Origin of the sequence: Streptomyces turgidiscabies Car8 (assembly GCF_000331005.1) — a bacterium.
In the GTDB taxonomy this organism is placed as follows: domain Bacteria; phylum Actinomycetota; class Actinomycetes; order Streptomycetales; family Streptomycetaceae; genus Streptomyces; species Streptomyces turgidiscabies.
Map to the genome: position 1 here is coordinate 95,771 of NZ_AEJB01000514.1, position 14,105 is coordinate 109,875.

13 protein-coding genes are annotated in these 14,105 nt (G+C 71.4%); 7 read left to right on the forward strand and 6 right to left on the reverse strand.

Annotation, left to right across the window (positions count from 1 at the left end):
- Window positions 1–100 precede the first annotated feature (100 nt).
- The gene (locus STRTUCAR8_RS37370) at window positions 101–697 is read left to right on the forward strand and encodes a cadmium resistance transporter (RefSeq protein WP_006381457.1); all 597 of its coding nucleotides are present in this window, start codon (window positions 101–103) and stop codon (window positions 695–697) included.
- Between the two features lie 69 nt (window positions 698–766).
- Here the strand turns inward: STRTUCAR8_RS37370 and STRTUCAR8_RS37375 are convergent, their stop codons facing one another.
- On the reverse strand, window positions 767–2,194 hold the full coding sequence (locus STRTUCAR8_RS37375; protein ID WP_006381433.1) for an aldehyde dehydrogenase family protein: 1,428 nt from the start codon (window positions 2,192–2,194) through the stop codon (window positions 767–769).
- A gap of 245 nt (window positions 2,195–2,439) precedes the next feature.
- The gene (locus STRTUCAR8_RS37380) at window positions 2,440–4,074 is read right to left on the reverse strand and encodes a glycoside hydrolase family 43 protein (protein ID WP_006381522.1); all 1,635 of its coding nucleotides are present in this window, start codon (window positions 4,072–4,074) and stop codon (window positions 2,440–2,442) included.
- Between the two features lie 318 nt (window positions 4,075–4,392).
- Here STRTUCAR8_RS37380 and STRTUCAR8_RS37385 point away from each other — a divergent pair, with 318 nt between their 5' ends.
- The 4 genes from STRTUCAR8_RS37385 (at window position 4,393) to STRTUCAR8_RS37400 (ending at window position 8,012) form a co-directional block, all read left to right on the forward strand.
- The gene (locus STRTUCAR8_RS37385) at window positions 4,393–5,289 is read left to right on the forward strand and encodes an alpha/beta fold hydrolase (protein WP_044473543.1); all 897 of its coding nucleotides are present in this window, start codon (window positions 4,393–4,395) and stop codon (window positions 5,287–5,289) included.
- On the forward strand, window positions 5,289–6,038 hold the full coding sequence (locus tag STRTUCAR8_RS37390; RefSeq protein WP_006381407.1) for a maleylpyruvate isomerase family mycothiol-dependent enzyme: 750 nt from the start codon (window positions 5,289–5,291) through the stop codon (window positions 6,036–6,038). Before STRTUCAR8_RS37385 ends, STRTUCAR8_RS37390 begins: the two co-directional genes overlap by 1 nt.
- A gap of 90 nt (window positions 6,039–6,128) precedes the next feature.
- Window positions 6,129–7,616 (forward strand): MFS transporter, encoded by a 1,488-nt coding sequence (locus STRTUCAR8_RS37395; RefSeq protein ID WP_006381534.1) that lies wholly within the window; start codon window positions 6,129–6,131, stop codon window positions 7,614–7,616.
- Between the two features lie 72 nt (window positions 7,617–7,688).
- Window positions 7,689–8,012, forward strand: a complete 324-nt coding sequence (locus tag STRTUCAR8_RS37400; protein ID WP_006381426.1) for a DUF6332 family protein — start codon at window positions 7,689–7,691, stop codon at window positions 8,010–8,012.
- On the opposite strand, the gene STRTUCAR8_RS37405 is transcribed toward STRTUCAR8_RS37400, so the two are convergent.
- From STRTUCAR8_RS37405 to STRTUCAR8_RS37415, 3 genes are all read right to left on the reverse strand, one after another.
- Complete coding sequence (locus STRTUCAR8_RS37405) at window positions 7,973–8,638, reverse strand: response regulator transcription factor (RefSeq protein ID WP_006381471.1); 666 nt, start codon at window positions 8,636–8,638, stop codon at window positions 7,973–7,975. The genes STRTUCAR8_RS37400 and STRTUCAR8_RS37405 overlap by 40 nt on opposite strands.
- Window positions 8,635–9,870: a sensor histidine kinase gene (locus STRTUCAR8_RS37410; RefSeq protein WP_044473557.1), complete on the reverse strand. Its 1,236-nt coding sequence runs from the start codon at window positions 9,868–9,870 to the stop codon at window positions 8,635–8,637. The genes STRTUCAR8_RS37405 and STRTUCAR8_RS37410 overlap by 4 nt, the downstream gene beginning before the upstream one ends.
- A gap of 152 nt (window positions 9,871–10,022) precedes the next feature.
- Window positions 10,023–10,733 (reverse strand): TetR/AcrR family transcriptional regulator, encoded by a 711-nt coding sequence (locus STRTUCAR8_RS37415; protein WP_006381558.1) that lies wholly within the window; start codon window positions 10,731–10,733, stop codon window positions 10,023–10,025.
- A 175-nt stretch (window positions 10,734–10,908) separates the two neighbouring features.
- Between STRTUCAR8_RS37415 and STRTUCAR8_RS37420 the strand changes: the two genes are divergently transcribed.
- Complete coding sequence (locus tag STRTUCAR8_RS37420) at window positions 10,909–11,364, forward strand: nitroreductase family deazaflavin-dependent oxidoreductase (RefSeq protein WP_006381423.1); 456 nt, start codon at window positions 10,909–10,911, stop codon at window positions 11,362–11,364.
- 36 nt (window positions 11,365–11,400) lie between these two features.
- Here STRTUCAR8_RS37420 and STRTUCAR8_RS37425 read toward each other — a convergent pair whose 3' ends face one another.
- Window positions 11,401–12,609 carry a geranylgeranyl reductase family protein gene (locus STRTUCAR8_RS37425; RefSeq protein WP_044473558.1) on the reverse strand — a complete coding sequence of 403 codons (1,209 nt, stop codon included), beginning with the start codon at window positions 12,607–12,609 and terminating at the stop codon, window positions 11,401–11,403.
- A 134-nt stretch (window positions 12,610–12,743) separates the two neighbouring features.
- On the opposite strand from STRTUCAR8_RS37425, the gene STRTUCAR8_RS37430 reads away from it, so the two are divergent.
- Window positions 12,744–14,099, forward strand: coding sequence for a dipeptidase (locus tag STRTUCAR8_RS37430; protein ID WP_006381437.1), 1,356 nt, complete (start codon window positions 12,744–12,746; stop codon window positions 14,097–14,099).
- Window positions 14,100–14,105 lie beyond the last annotated feature (6 nt).

Genomic DNA, 14,105 nt, shown 5'->3' on the forward strand with positions numbered 1-14,105 from the left:
AAGGGCCGGGTCAACACGGGCGGGCGAACTCCCCTCCCGCTGTGGTGCGGAACGGCTCCGTGTACCGTCTCGGGGCATCCGAGCGAGGGGGCGTCGTGCCGTGAACCTGGGCATCGTCAGTCAGGCGGTCGGCCTGTTCGCGGTCACCAACGTCGACGACATCCTGATCCTGTCCCTGTTCTTCGCCCAGGGGTCGGAGGACCGCGGCTCGGCCCGCCGGATCGTGCTGGGCCAGTACCTCGGGTTCGTGGCCATCCTCGCCGTCGCCGTGGCAGCCGCGTTCGGCGCGACCTTCCTGCCCGAGTCCGCCATCCCCTACCTCGGACTGCTGCCGCTCGCGCTCGGCGCGAAGGCGGCCTGGCAGACATGGCGGCACAGCGACAGCGACGAGGAAGGCGAGAGGACCTCCGGTACCGGCCCGGGGATGCTGGAAGTCGCCGCGGTCACCCTGGCCAACGGGGGCGACAACGTCGGCGTCTACGTTCCCGTGTTCGCCACCGCCGGGACCGGCGGAATGAGCGTGTACGTCGCCGTCTTCCTGATCCTGGTCGCGGTCTGGTGTGTCGCGGGCCGGTTCTTCGCCACCCGGCCCGCCATCGCCAAGGCACTCAGCCGGTGGGGACACGTTCTGCTCCCACTGGTGCTGATCACACTCGGCCTGCCCATCCTCATCGAGGGCGGCGCCTTCGGCCTGTAGGCGTCCGGGCGGCTGGTCCGGTACGCAGGTTCCTCTCCTACGCCCGTTTCCCTCGGCCGCTCGCCCCGCTCAGGTGAGCCGTCGCAGTATGCGGTCCTTGCGGCGGGTGAAGGGCGGGTAGGACACGCGCAGGGTGTCGGGCTTCAGCGGCTTGTCGAGGACGGACTTGGTGTGGCTGAAGGTGTCCAGGGAGTACAAGCCGTGGTAGCGGCCCATGCCGCTCTCGCCGACGCCTCCGAACGGCAGCCCTGGCACGGCCAGTTGGGCGGTCGGAACGCCGAAGGCCAGGCCCCCGGAGGAAGTTTCCGCGATCAGCCGCCGCTTGGAACGCTTGGACGCGGTGAAGGCGTACAGGGCCAGCGGCTTGTCCCGCCCGGTGATGAAGGCGATGGCGGCGTCCAGGTCGGGGACTCGGACGATGGGCAGGATGGGACCGAAGATCTCGTCGCGCATCACGGCCGAGCCGGGGTCGACATCGGCCAGGACGGTGGGGGCGATGTAGCGGGCGTCACGGTCGTGGTCGCCGCCGACGACGGTCCGGCCGTCGCCCAGCAGGCCGGTCAGCCGGTCGAAGTGGCGCTCGTTGATGATGTTGCCGTAGTCGTGGCTGCGGGCCGGATCGGTGCCGTACATCTCACGGATCGCATCGCGCAGGTGCGCCTCGATCCCGGTACCCGCCTCGCCTATCGCGAGGACGTAGTCGGGAGCGACGCAGGTCTGGCCCGCGTTCATGAACTTGCCCCAGGCGATACGGCGGGCGGCCGTCGCGAGGTCGGCGCCCGGTTCGACGACGGCCGGGCTCTTGCCGCCCAACTCCAGAGCGACCGGGGTGAGATGACGGGCCGCCGCCGCCATGACGATACGTCCGACCGTGCCGTTGCCGGTGTAGAAGATGTGGTCGAACCGCTGCTCCAGCAGCGCGGTCGTCTCCGGCACGCCTCCCTCGACGACGGCCACGGCCCGCGGGTCCAGGACCCGGGGCAGCCAGTGGGCGAGCACGGCCGACGTCGCCGGAGCCACCTCACTCGGCTTGAGGACCACGCAGTTCCCGGCAGCCAGGGCACCGATGACGGGTGCCAGAGCCAGGTTCAGCGGGTAGTTCCAGGGAGCGATGACCAGCACCGTGCCCAGCGGCTCACGCACCGTCCAGGCGCGGCCCGGCATGAGTGACAGCGGCACGGAGACCCTGGACGGACGCAGCCACCGGTCGAGATGACGCAGGGTGTGGTCGATCTCCCTGACAAGGAAGCCGATCTCCATCATGTGCGACTCGGTCGGGCTCTTGCCGAGGTCCGTGTGCAGCGCCTCCTCGAAGACGTCCTGATGCTCGGTCAGCAGGGTGCGCAGCGCCCGCAGCTGCTGCTTCCGCCAGGCCACGGGCCTGGTACGGCCGGTGTTGAAGGTGGCACGAAGGCGGGTGACGGCCTCCGCCGCGCGGTCTGCAACCAAGGCGATGTCAGACCGACCGCCGGCGTCGGTACGCGTGTCCAGGTTCATAGCGGCAAGCTTAAACAAAACGGAAGTTTTTCGTTTCGTATTTGCGGCGCACCGATGATGTGACCTCTCGCACGTCTCCGCACACCCCCGAACCACTTGGCGACACTTCGCGAAGCGGCTTGGGGACTGGCGAGCGCGTGCGCTACTCCGGCACGCCGGACTCGTCGAGCCTCGCCTCGGCAGGGATGCGGTGCAGCCCCTTGCGGTCGTACCAGTTCGTCACGCCGAAGCCGAAGGGGTGCCGATCAGCCGGAGACGCGGTACGTGGTCTCGTCGAAGTCGGCGTGCAGGCCCCCGCCTGCCAGGTCCCACGCCCACAGGCCGACGAACGCGCCGGTGAATCCCAGGGACCGGATCTGTCCGTCCACGATGTCCTCGGCATGCTCGTCCGACAGCACGGTGGCGTCGAGGGACGGGCCGAGGGGGCACCAGCCGGGGCCGGTGTCGTAGCGGAAGCGGAGCGTGGCGCCGTCGAGGTCGAGGCCGAGCCGAAGCCGGGCGGTGTCGCCGAGGCGTACCTCGCCCGCTTCGTCGACGCTCACCACGCCCCGGTCGCAGCTCGCCACGCGCAGCACCGTCTCGCCCCGGTCGTCGGCGGTGAGGTGGAGGTAGTACCAGGCGCGGGAGTTGTAGTACGCGGTGATGCCCGCCAACTGCTGCACCCCGTAAGGCCGGTACTCCACCGTCGCCTCGAAGGCACAGCGTGCGGCGGTCACCCGGCGGGCGACCAGACTCGCACCGGTGAGGCTCTGCGGTGAGCGTCCGCCGCGCAGCCGCAGGTGGGAGAGGCGCTCGGTGAGCGAGAGCCAGTCGGGGGCGGCGGGGCGGCGCAGGGTGGACCAGGCGGGGCCGAGGGCCGGCCGGTCGAAGCCGTCATACTCCCTGGGGCGCGTGTGGCCGGGGCCGGCGGGCTCCTCCTCGGCATCGGCGAGTTGCAGGTCCGGGGCGGTTACCTCTACGGCGGGCAGGCCGGTCGGGGTACGTGGCCAGCCGTCGGCAGTCCAGGTGACGGGGGTGAGCGCGGTTTCGCGCCCCAGCACGCACGGTCCGTGTCGGCCGTGGGGCCGGGCGACGAGATACGCCATGTACCACTCGTCGCCGGGCGTGTGCACCAGGCTTCCGTGCCCGGCTTTCTGCAGCGGCAGGTCGGGGTGGTCGCGAGCAGTGATCAGCGGGCCGAAGGGGTCGCGCTCATAGGGGCCGGTCAGGGTGGCCGAGCGGGCCACGGTGACCTGGTGGCCGTAGCCGGTGCCGCCGTCGGCGGTCAGCAGGTAGTACCAGGCGCCGCGACGGTAGAGGTTGGGGCCCTCGATCCAGCCGGCCTGCGGCGGCAGCACGATCCTGACCGGCTCGCCGGTCGTACGGCGTGTGGCACGGTCGAACTCGGTCGCTTCCAGGCCCGCCGAACCGCCGTGGCCCGGGCGCCAGTCGTGAACCAGGTTCACCAGCCAACTCCGGTCGCCGTCATGGAACAGCGACGCGTCGAAGCCACGCGCGTGCAGCAACACCGGGTCGGACCACGGCCCGTCGATCGACGGGGCGGTCGTCAGGTAGTTGGGGCTGTCGGTGAAGCCGCCCGCGTAGGTCGACACGTTGCTGTAGACGAGGTGGAAGAGGCCGTCCACGTGGCTCAGGCTCGGCGCCCACACGCCGCCGGAGTCCGGCCGTCCGGTCAGCTCCAGGAGCCGCGTGCTGTCGAGAGCCCCGCCCAGGGAGCGCCAGCGGACCAGGTCCCTGGAGTGGTGCAGACGTACGCCCGGATACCACTCGAACGTCGAGGTCGCCACGTAGAAGTCCGCCCCCACCCGGACGATGGACGGATCGGGGTGCGAGCCGGCCAGTACGGGATTGCGGATGATCCGCGGGGTCGGCTCCGGCATGAACGCCCACTCTCCCTGGCCCACGGCCCACGTCTGACAGCCCCTCGAAGCGGCGGGCCGATGATCGGATGATCAAGAGGGACCGTAGTGTCGAACACGTTCGCAAGCAACGCCCCGTCCGCAGCCGGACCGCAGCACGCCCTTCGCCGTCCGCAACCCGCCCGCAGCCCGTCCTTCGCCGTCGGCAGCCCGGCCGTCCGTTCCTCGCCGTCTCCCCCGCCACCGCCCCCGGACGCCGTCCACGGGTCGGCCGCGGGCAGTCCAGGACCACGCGAAATCCGGTTGCCCGGCCGGAACGGCGCTGCGAGAGTCGTGGCCATGTCTGTCTTCTCCGCGTACGACGGAACCAAGCTGGCCTGTCGCGAACTCGGGGAGGGGCCGCCACTGGTCTGTCTTCCCGGCGGCCCGATGCGGGACTCCGACTACCTCGGAGACCTCGGCGGCCTGTCCGCGCACCGGCGCCTGATCATGCTCGACCCCCGGGGCACCGGCCGGTCCGCGGTACCGGAGGACCCCGCGTCCTACCGCTGCGACCGTCTTGTCGAGGACGTCGAGGCCCTGCGCGAACACCTCGGCCTCGACCGGCTCGACCTGCTCGGCCACTCCGCCGGCACGAACCTGGCCGTGCTGTACGCGGCCCGGTACCCCGAGCGCGTCGCCAGCCTCGCGCTGATCACCCCGAGCGTCCTGGCCCTCGGCGTCACCGTCACCGGAGACGTCCGGATCCGGACGGCACGGCTGCGCCGGGACGAGCCGTGGTTCCCGGAGGCGTTCGCGGCCCTGGAGTCCCTCGTCGCCGGCCGGCCCGATGCCGACACCTTCCAGGCCATCGCCCCCTTCTGGTACGGCCGTTGGGACGAGACCGCGCGCGCCCACCGGGCGGCCGAGGACGAACAGCGCCACGACGAGGCCGCGGCCGTCTTCGCCGCCGAGGGCGCCTTCGACCCGGCAGCCACCCGGGCGGCGCTCGCTTCTCTCGCCTCACCGGTCCTCGTCCTGGCCGGGGAGGTCGACCTGAACTCCCCGCCGCCCGCGATGGCCGAGCTCGCGGGACTGTTCCCGCACGCCGAACTCGTCGTCCAGCCCGGCGCCGGCCACTTCCCGTGGCTCGACGACGCGGACCGGTTCGTGGCGACCACCCAACCCTTCCCGGGACGAGAAACAGTCCCTCGGACGCCGCCAAAGCCCCTCGACTCCCAACTGGAGAACGCCTGATGGAAATCGTGCGCTTCGTGGAAATCCTGGACGCGCAGGGCCAGTTGATGGCCGACGCCGCCGAGCGGGCAGGTACCGACGCCAAGGTGCCGACCTGCCCGGGCTGGCAGGTACGCGACCTGGTGCTGCACACGGGCGTGGTACACCGCTGGGCCGCCTGGTACGTCGCAGAGCGGATCATGTCCCCCCAGCGCCCCGGCGGCCCGCCCGACCTCGACGGCGGCGCGCTGCTCACCTGGTTCCGGGAGGGCCACCGCACCCTCGTCGACACCCTCGCCTCGGCGCCGCCCGACGTCGAGTGCTGGAGCTTCATGACCGCCCCCTCACCCCTCGCCTTCTGGGCCCGTCGGCAGGCCCATGAGACCGCTGTCCACCGGGTGGACGCCGAGTCCGCGGTCGGTGCCACGCGCACGCCGCTCGCCCCGGAGTTCGCCGTGGACGGCATCGACGAACTGCTGCTCGGTTTCCACGCCCGCGCCAAGAGCCAGGTCCGCACGGACGAGCCCCGTGTGCTCCGGGTCCGGGCGACCGACCGGGCCGACGCGGTGTGGACCGTACGCCTGTCGTCGGAGCCGCCGGCGGCCGAACGAGCCGCCCCCCAGGCGGTGTCGACGGATCAGGAGGCCGACTGCGAGGTGAGCGGCCCGGCCGCCGCTCTCTACCTGGCGCTGTGGAACCGACAGCCCTTCACCGGCGTGACCGGCGATCCCGCGCTCGCCGCCCTGTGGCAGGAGAAGTCCGCCGTCTGACGCCGGCCCGCGTTCCGTACCACCGACCAGTTTGTTGCATCCACATTAACTGCACTTGCATTCAATGCATGCGCATGTACTGTCTTCGGCATGACCTCTCCGCTCACCACCCCGGCGACCGACGGCCGCTGGACTCCCCGTCTGTGGGGCACCCTTCTGGTGCTCTGCGCCGCGATGTTCCTGGACGCGCTGGACGTGTCGATGGTCGGTGTCGCACTGCCGTCCATCGGCTCCGAACTCGACCTCTCCACCTCGACGCTGCAATGGATCGTCAGCGGCTACATCCTGGGATACGGCGGCCTCCTGCTCCTCGGCGGGAGGACCGCCGACCTGCTCGGCCGCCGTCAGGTGTTCCTCGTGGCACTCGGCGTCTTCGCCCTCGCCTCGCTGCTCGGCGGACTCGTCGACTCCGGCCCCCTGCTGATCGCCAGCCGCTTCGTCAAGGGACTCAGCGCCGCCTTCACCGCTCCGGCCGGCCTGTCCATCATCACCACGACCTTCGCGGAGGGCCCGCTGCGCAACCGGGCCCTGTCCATCTACACCACCTGCGCGGCCACCGGCTTCTCGATGGGCCTGGTCCTCTCCGGCCTGCTCACCGAGGCGAGTTGGCGCCTGACCATGCTGCTGCCGGCCCCGGTCGCCGTGCTCGCCCTGGTCGCCGGCCTGAAGCTGCTGCCGCGCAGCGAACGCGAGAAGGACCACAACGGCTACGACGTCCCCGGCGCGATTCTCGGCACCGCCTCGATGCTGCTGCTGGTCTTCACCGTCGTGCAGGCCCCGCAGGTCGGCTGGGCATCCGCCCGGACCCTGCTGTCCTTCCTCGCCGTGGCCGTGCTGCTCACCGTCTTCGTCCGCGTCGAGCGGCGCTCCGCCGGACCGCTCATCCGGCTGGGTGTGCTGCGCTCCGGCCCCCAGATTCGCGCCCAGCTCGGCGCGTTGACGCTGTTCGGCTCGTACGTCGGATTCCAGTTCCTGGTGACCATCTACATGCAGTCACTGCTCGGCTGGTCGGCGCTGCACACGGCGCTCGCCTTCCTCCCGGCCGGTGCGATCGTCGCGCTGTCGGCGACGAAGATGGGCGCGATCGTCGACCGGTTCGGCACCCAGCGGCTGATCGTGGCGGGCTTCGTGCTGATGATCACCGGGTACGCCCTGTTCCTCCGGGTCAGCCTCGACCCGGACTACGCCACCCTGATCCTGCCGTCGATGGTACTGATCGGCGGCGCCTTCGCCCTGGTCTTCCCCTCGCTCAACATCCAGGCCACGAACGGCGTCGACGACCATGAACAGGGCATGGTCTCCGGCCTGTTGAACACCTCGGTCCAGGTGGGCGGCGCGATCTTCCTGGCCGTCGTGACGGCGGTGGTCACCGCGGGCACCCCCGCGAACCCCTCGCCGCAGGCCGTCCTCGACGCCTACCGGCCCGGACTGATCGTGGTGACGGGCATCGCGCTCGTCGGCCTGCTCGCCACGCTCCCCGGACTGCGCACCCGGCGTCCGGGCCGGTCCGTCGTCGTCGCGAAGTCCGTTCAGCAGCAGGAGGAGACGGCACCCGAACCCGTGGCGGCCCGCGACTGACCGGGTCTGTCCGGCGTCCGAGCCCGGCCGGGGTGGCTTGCCCGGCCGGGCACCGCCTGTTTGACTCGCCGGATGGACAACTACGGGGACCACATGGGGCAGGGCCGCGCGAGAAACTCCCAGGCGCGGCGGGACGCGGTCACCGTGGAGATCGGATACGCCCTGTGCAGCGCCGTCTTCCTGGCGGCCGTCGTCTTCGCGGTGGTGACCGGTCCGGCGTGGGTCTTCGACCTGTCCGACACCGCGCAGCGCACGCTCGTCGCGGCGGGCGCGACGCTGGGCGCCGTCCTGTTCATGGTGCGCGTGGTGAGCGTACTGAACCGTTTCGGTCGCGCAGGCGACACCACCGATGGGTCTCAGCCGAGCCAGCCCGGCCGCACCAACCCCGACTCGTAGGCCAGCACCACCAGTTGGGCCCGGTCGCGGGCGCCCAGCTTCACCATCGTGCGGCTCACGTGGGTCTTCGCGGTGAGCGGACTGACGACCAGGCGGCGGGCGATCTCCGCGTTGGACAGGCCCATTCCGACCAGGGCCATCACCTCCCGTTCCCGTTCGGTGAGCCCGGTGAGGGCGTCGACTGTGGCCGGTTCCTTCGAGCGGGCGGCGAACTCGCCGATCAGCCGTCGCGTGACTCCCGGCGAGAGCAGCGCGTCACCGGCGACCACCGCCCGTACGGCGCGCAGGAGTTCGTCCGGCTCGGTGTCCTTCACCAGAAAGCCGGAGGCACCGCTGCGGATCGCCTCGAAGACGTACTCGTCGAGTTCGAAGGTGGTCAGCATGACCACCCTGACGTCGTTCAGCGCGGTGTCGCCGGTGATCCGTCGGGTCGCGGCGAGCCCGTCCAGCACCGGCATGCGGATGTCCATCAGGACGACATCGGGGCGCAGTTCGCGTACGGCACGCAGCGCTTCCTCTCCGTCGGCGGCCTCCCCGGCCACCTCGATGTCGGGCTGTGCGTCGAGCAGTGCCCTGAACCCCGCGCGCACCAACGACTGGTCGTCGGCGAGCAGTACACGGATCACCGGTCCTCCTTCACCCTGAGCGGCAGCACTGCCAGCACCCGGAAACCGCCGTCCGCTCGCGGCCCCGCCTCGATCGTGCCACCGAGGGCGGCGGCCCGCTCCCGCATCCCGGCCAGCCCGTTCCCGCTGCCACCCGCGTCGGCGCCGGTCGCGGGCCCGTCGTCGTCGACGCGCAGCCGCAGGACGCCGTCCGCTTCGTCCGCCTCGACCCGCACGCGCGCGTGCCGTGAACCGGAGTGCCGTACGACGTTGGTGAGGGCCTCCTGGACGATCCGGAAGGCGGCGAGATCGGCACCCGGCGGCAGCTTCGGGGCCGCGCCCCGCACCTCTACGGTCAGTCCGGCCGCCGCCGCCTGCTCCACCAGCTCGGACAGCCGCTCCAACCCGGGCGCCGGAGCGCGCGGCGCGTCCCCCGGCGTACGCAGCGTGTCGAGCACCTGACGCACCTCGCCGAGCGCCTCTTTGCTCGCCGCCTTGATGGTGGTGAGCGCGGTGCGGGCCTGCTCGGGGTCGGAGTCGAGCAGCGCGAGACCGACCCCGGCCTGCACGTTGATGACCGAAATACTGTGCGCGAGTACGTCGTGCAGTTCGCGCGCGATCCGCAACCGCTCCTCGTCGGCGCGCCGCCGGACGGCCTGGGCGCGCTCGGCGCGTTCCCGGTCCCACTGCTCCCGTCGCACCCTGACCAGCTCGGCGACCGCCACGACGGCCACCACCCAGGCGGCGACCACGAGCTCCTGACTCCAGGGAGCGGCCTTGTCGCCGGAGGGCGGCAGCCACCGGTACAGCCAGTGCGCGATCAGCACGTGCCCGGCCCAGAGCATCCCGACAGCCGCCCACGCGGCCCCGCGGTGCCCGGCGACCACCGCGCTGAAGCAGCCCAGTACCACGGTCAGGAAGACCGGCCCGTAGGGATATCCGGCGCCGAGGTACACCATGGCGGCAGCGGCGGTGCCGAAGACGACGAGCACCGGATACCGCTGCCGCCACAGCAGCAGCGCCGAACCGGCAACGAGCAGGAGAACGGCGAAGAGGTCCAGGTGGGCGCGGTCCCCTTCCTGTCGGCCGGCTGCGAGCTTCGAGCCGACGAGCACGAAGGCGGTCAGCAGGAGGACGGAACGCCAGGGCCACCGGCCGACACCCCGGTCCGCGACCGCCGGGCCTTCCCCGTCCCGGGACCCCCACCGCCGGGGCGAACCTCCCCCGCGTCCGCGTACGCGCTGCTCGTCCATGCCCGCCACGCTAGACGGCACCGCCCCGCCACGGCGTCCGCCGGACGAGGTGATCACCCGTACTCCCCGGGGAGTACGGGTCCGGGGGCGCCCTGTCCGCGGCGCCCGCCCCACCACCCCCCTGCTCCGTCCGCTCCCTCGGCTTCCCTTTGCTACTTCTCCTTCTCCTTCTCGGGGAACACCAGCCCCACCCCGTGGCCGATACGGCTGACGGCGTACCGGTAGAACCTCTCCCGGTCCTCCACCACCCGGTTGAACTGACCGAACAGCTCGAACCCGACCAGCCCGTACACCTGCGCCCAGGCCGCGGCGAGCGCCAGCGCCACCTCCGGTGGCAGGTCGGGGGCGATGTCGGCGGCCAACCGCTCGCCCTCGGGGCGCAGTTCGGCGGGGATCGGGGTGAGCGCCACCCCTCGGCCCCGGTGGGCGTCACGCACGATGTCCATCAGCAGCAGTCCGACCCGCGAGGCGGCCGGCACGGTGGTGGGGGGCGCCTTGTACCCGGGGACCGGGGAGCCGTAGATCAGCGCGTACTCGTGGGGACTGTCCAGCGCCCAGCCGCGCACCGCTTCGCACACCGCGACCCAGCGCCGCAGCGGGCCGGTGTCCGCGACGGCGGCGTGGGCGGTCTCGGCGGCCTCGCCCAGGGAGTCGTAGGCGTCGATGATGAGGGCGGTCAGCAGGTCGTCACGGCTCGGGAAGTAGCGGTAGAGCGCGGAGGAGACCATGCCGAGTTCACGGGCGACGGCCCGCAGCGAGAGTTTGGCGGCCCCTTCGGCCGCGAGCTGTCTGCGCGCCTCGTCCTTGATCGCCGAGGTGACCTCGATCCGGGCACGGGCGCGGGCTCCTTTTGCGGTGCTCATGGGTGCGAGTGTTCCACGTTTTCGGAGCAGTGCACACAAACAAGAGCGCCGAACCAAAAAGAGAGCAGTGCTCTTGCTTTGGATCACCGATCTCCGGCAGACTGCTCTCAAGCGAGAGCAGTGCTCTCGCAACCAGGATTCGCACACGCCCTGACCGCAAACCCAGGAGGACACCATGCCGTCGTCGTCAGCCCACTACATGAAGCCCAAGGCGTTCGACCGGGCCATGAACGGATTCATCGGCTGGCTCACCCGCCACGGCTTGAGCGTCATGGGCACCGCCGAACTCTCCGTGCTCGGCCGCAAGAGCGGAGAGTGGCGCCGGGTGCCCGTCAACCCGCTGCCGTACGAGGGCGGCCCCTACCTCGTCTCGGCGCGCGGCCACTCCGAGTGGGTGCGGAACATGCGCGCCGCCGGCGGCGGACGGCTCAAGGTCGGCCGCCGCGTCCAGGAGTTCACCGCGGTCGAGCTGCCGGACGCCGAGAAGCCGGTCGTGCTGCGCACCTACCTCAAGAAGTGGGGCTGGGAAGTGGGGCGCTTCTTCGGCGACGTCGACGCCAACTCCACCGACGAGGAGCTGCTCGCCGCCGCTCCCAAGCACCCCGTCTTCCGGATCACCGTCACCTCGTGAACGCCCCTCGACACCCGGACGAGGCCGGGCGAGGTCTCAGGGCTTGTCGAGCACGGTCAGGGCGCGCCCGGCCATGGGGTGGGTGCGCACCAGCTCGCCCAGCGAGGTGGTGCCCCGGGTGATGTCCCGGAAGGCGTTCCACGCGGGGCGGAAACCGGTCAGGGCGGCGTGGAAGAGACCGGGGCGCCGCTCGAACGCCTTGAGCATGCTCCGGCCGACGGCCATCTCGACACCGAGTCCCGCCTTGATCGCGAACGCGTAGTTCAGTGCCTGGCGGCGCGTGTCCACGGCGTCGTTGGCCTCCGCGATGCGTACCGCCCACTCCCCCGCGAGCCGTCCCGAGCGCAGCGCGAACGAGATGCCCTCTCGGGTCCACGGCTCGAGCAGGCCCGCCGCGTCCCCGCAGACCAGCACCCGGCCGCGGGACAGCGGCGAGTCGTCGGCACGGCAGCGCGTCAGGTGGCCGGAGGAGATGCTCGGTTCGAAGCCGGCCAGCCCCAGCCGGGCGATGAAGTCCTCCAGATACCGCTTGGTGGCCGCGCCCTCACCGCGCGCGGAGATCACACCCACCGTCAGCGTGTCGCCCTTGGGGAACACCCAGCCGTAACTGCCGGGCATCGGACCCCAGTCGATGAGTACCCGCCCCTGCCAGTCCTCGGCGACGGTCTGCGGCACCGGGATCTCCGCCTCCAGGCCGAGATCCACCTGGTCGAGCTTCACCCCGACGTGTGCTCCTATGCGGCTGGCGCTGCCGTCCGCGCCGACGACCGCGCGGGCCAGCACCGTCTCGCCGCCCTGCAGGACGAGTGCGACCGTCCGCCGGTCCGGCACCGCGGAGCCGTGCTGCTCTACCCGCGACACCGCGACGCCTGTACGCAGCTCGGCGCCCGCCTTCTGGGCGTGCTCGACGAGCTGCTGGTCGAACTCGGGCCGGTTGATCAACCCGAACAGCATCTGCTTGGAGCGACGCGTGCGGGTGAAGCGGCCGTTGTTCGAGAAGGTGACCGCGTGCACCCGGTCCCTGAAGGGCAGTTCGAAGCCTGGCGGCAAGGAATCGCGCGAGGGGCCGATGATCCCGCCGCCGCACGTCTTGTAACGCGGCAGTTCCGCTTTCTCCAGCAACAGCACACTGCGGCCCGCGACCGCCGCCGCGTACGCGGCCGAGGCCCCCGCCGGTCCCGCGCCCACCACAACGACGTCCCACACCTGTGCCACGTCGTCCGCCGAAGAGTTCTCGCTGCTCACGATGGTCTGTCGCTCCTGGTCATCCGCCTGCCGCACCTGTTCCTCCGCATCCTACGGCGGGAGTCGCCACAGTCCGCTGTGGGAGGATCACAGGACTTCTCTGGTACAACGTCGCACCCACAAGGAGCGTGCCCATGTCCTCGAATCCGGTCGCCGAGACCGTCGCCTCCCTCATGCCGAGGGCACGGGCGGAGCTCACCGAACTGGTGGCGTTCAAGTCGGTGGCGGACTTCGAACAGTTCCCGAGGAGCGAGAGCGAGGCCGCCGCGAACTGGGTCGCCGACGCGCTGCGCGCCGACGGGTTCCAGGACGTGGCCCTGCTCGACACCCCGGACGGCACGCAGTCGGTGTACGGCTTCCTGCCCGGCCCCGAGGGCGCGAAGACCGTCCTGCTCTACGCCCACTACGACGTGCAGCCGCCGCTCGACGAGGCCGGCTGGGTGACCCCGCCCTTCGAGCTGACCGAGCGCGACGGCCGCTGGTACGGACGCGGTGCCGCCGACTGCAAGGGCGGCCTCATCATGCACCTGCTCGCCCTGCGTGCCCTCAAGGCGAACGGCGGCGTCCCGGTCAACGTCAAGGTGATCGCCGAGGGTTCGGAGGAGATGGGCACGGGCGGTCTGGAGCGGTACGCCGAGGAACACCCGGAGTTGCTCGCCGCCGACACCATCGTCATCGGCGACGCGGGCAACTTCCGGGTCGGGCTGCCGACGGTCACCTCGACTCTGCGCGGCATGACCATGCTGCGGATCAGGATCGACACCCTCGAGGGCAACCTCCACTCGGGCCAGTTCGGCGGGGCCGCGCCCGACGCGCTGGGCGCGCTGATCCGCGTCCTCGACTCGCTGCGTGCCGAGGACGGTTCGACGACAGTCGACGGACTCACGGACGACGCGTCGTGGGACGGGCTCCAGTACGACGAGAAGCAGTTCCGCGCGGACGCCAAGGTGCTGGACGGCGTGGAGCTGATCGGCTCCGGCCCGGTCGCCGACCGGATCTGGGCGCGCCCTGCGGTCACGGTCCTCGGCATCGACTGCCCGCCGGTGGTCGGCGCCACCCCGTCCGTGCAGGCGAGCGCCCGCGCGCTGGTCAGCCTGCGGGTGCCGCCGGGTGTGGACGCGGCGGCGGCGACCAAGCTCCTGCAGGCGCATCTGACCGCGCACACGCCGTGGGGCGCGCGAGTGTCCATGGAGCAGACCGGACAGGGCCAGCCGTTCCGCGCCGACACCTCCAGCCCGGCGTACACGGCGATGGCCGAGGCCATGGCGGTCGCGTACCCGGGCCAGGAGATGCAGTACGCGGGCCAGGGCGGCTCGATCCCCCTCTGCAACACGCTCGCGTCGCTCTACCCGCGCGCCGAGATCCTGCTGATCGGTCTGAGCGAGCCGGAGGCCCAGATCCACGCGGTGAACGAGAGCGTGTCCCCGGAGGAGCTGGAACGCCTGTCGGTGACAGAGGCCCTGTTCCTCCGGAACTACGCCGCGTCCTGAGCCTCC

Coding starts and splice junctions, on each gene's coding strand:
- STRTUCAR8_RS37430 (WP_006381437.1), top strand. CDS start 12,744: ATGTCCTCGAATCCGGTCGCCGAGACCGTCGCCTCCCTCATGCCGAGG.
- STRTUCAR8_RS37420 (WP_006381423.1), top strand. CDS start 10,909: ATGCCGTCGTCGTCAGCCCACTACATGAAGCCCAAGGCGTTCGACCGG.
- STRTUCAR8_RS37375 (WP_006381433.1), bottom strand. CDS start 2,194: ATGAACCTGGACACGCGTACCGACGCCGGCGGTCGGTCTGACATCGCC.
- STRTUCAR8_RS37415 (WP_006381558.1), bottom strand. CDS start 10,733: ATGAGCACCGCAAAAGGAGCCCGCGCCCGTGCCCGGATCGAGGTCACC.
- STRTUCAR8_RS37400 (WP_006381426.1), top strand. CDS start 7,689: ATGGACAACTACGGGGACCACATGGGGCAGGGCCGCGCGAGAAACTCC.
- STRTUCAR8_RS37385 (WP_044473543.1), top strand. CDS start 4,393: ATGTCTGTCTTCTCCGCGTACGACGGAACCAAGCTGGCCTGTCGCGAA.
- STRTUCAR8_RS37390 (WP_006381407.1), top strand. CDS start 5,289: ATGGAAATCGTGCGCTTCGTGGAAATCCTGGACGCGCAGGGCCAGTTG.
- STRTUCAR8_RS37395 (WP_006381534.1), top strand. CDS start 6,129: ATGACCTCTCCGCTCACCACCCCGGCGACCGACGGCCGCTGGACTCCC.
- STRTUCAR8_RS37410 (WP_044473557.1), bottom strand. CDS start 9,870: ATGGACGAGCAGCGCGTACGCGGACGCGGGGGAGGTTCGCCCCGGCGG.
- STRTUCAR8_RS37380 (WP_006381522.1), bottom strand. CDS start 4,074: ATGCCGGAGCCGACCCCGCGGATCATCCGCAATCCCGTACTGGCCGGC.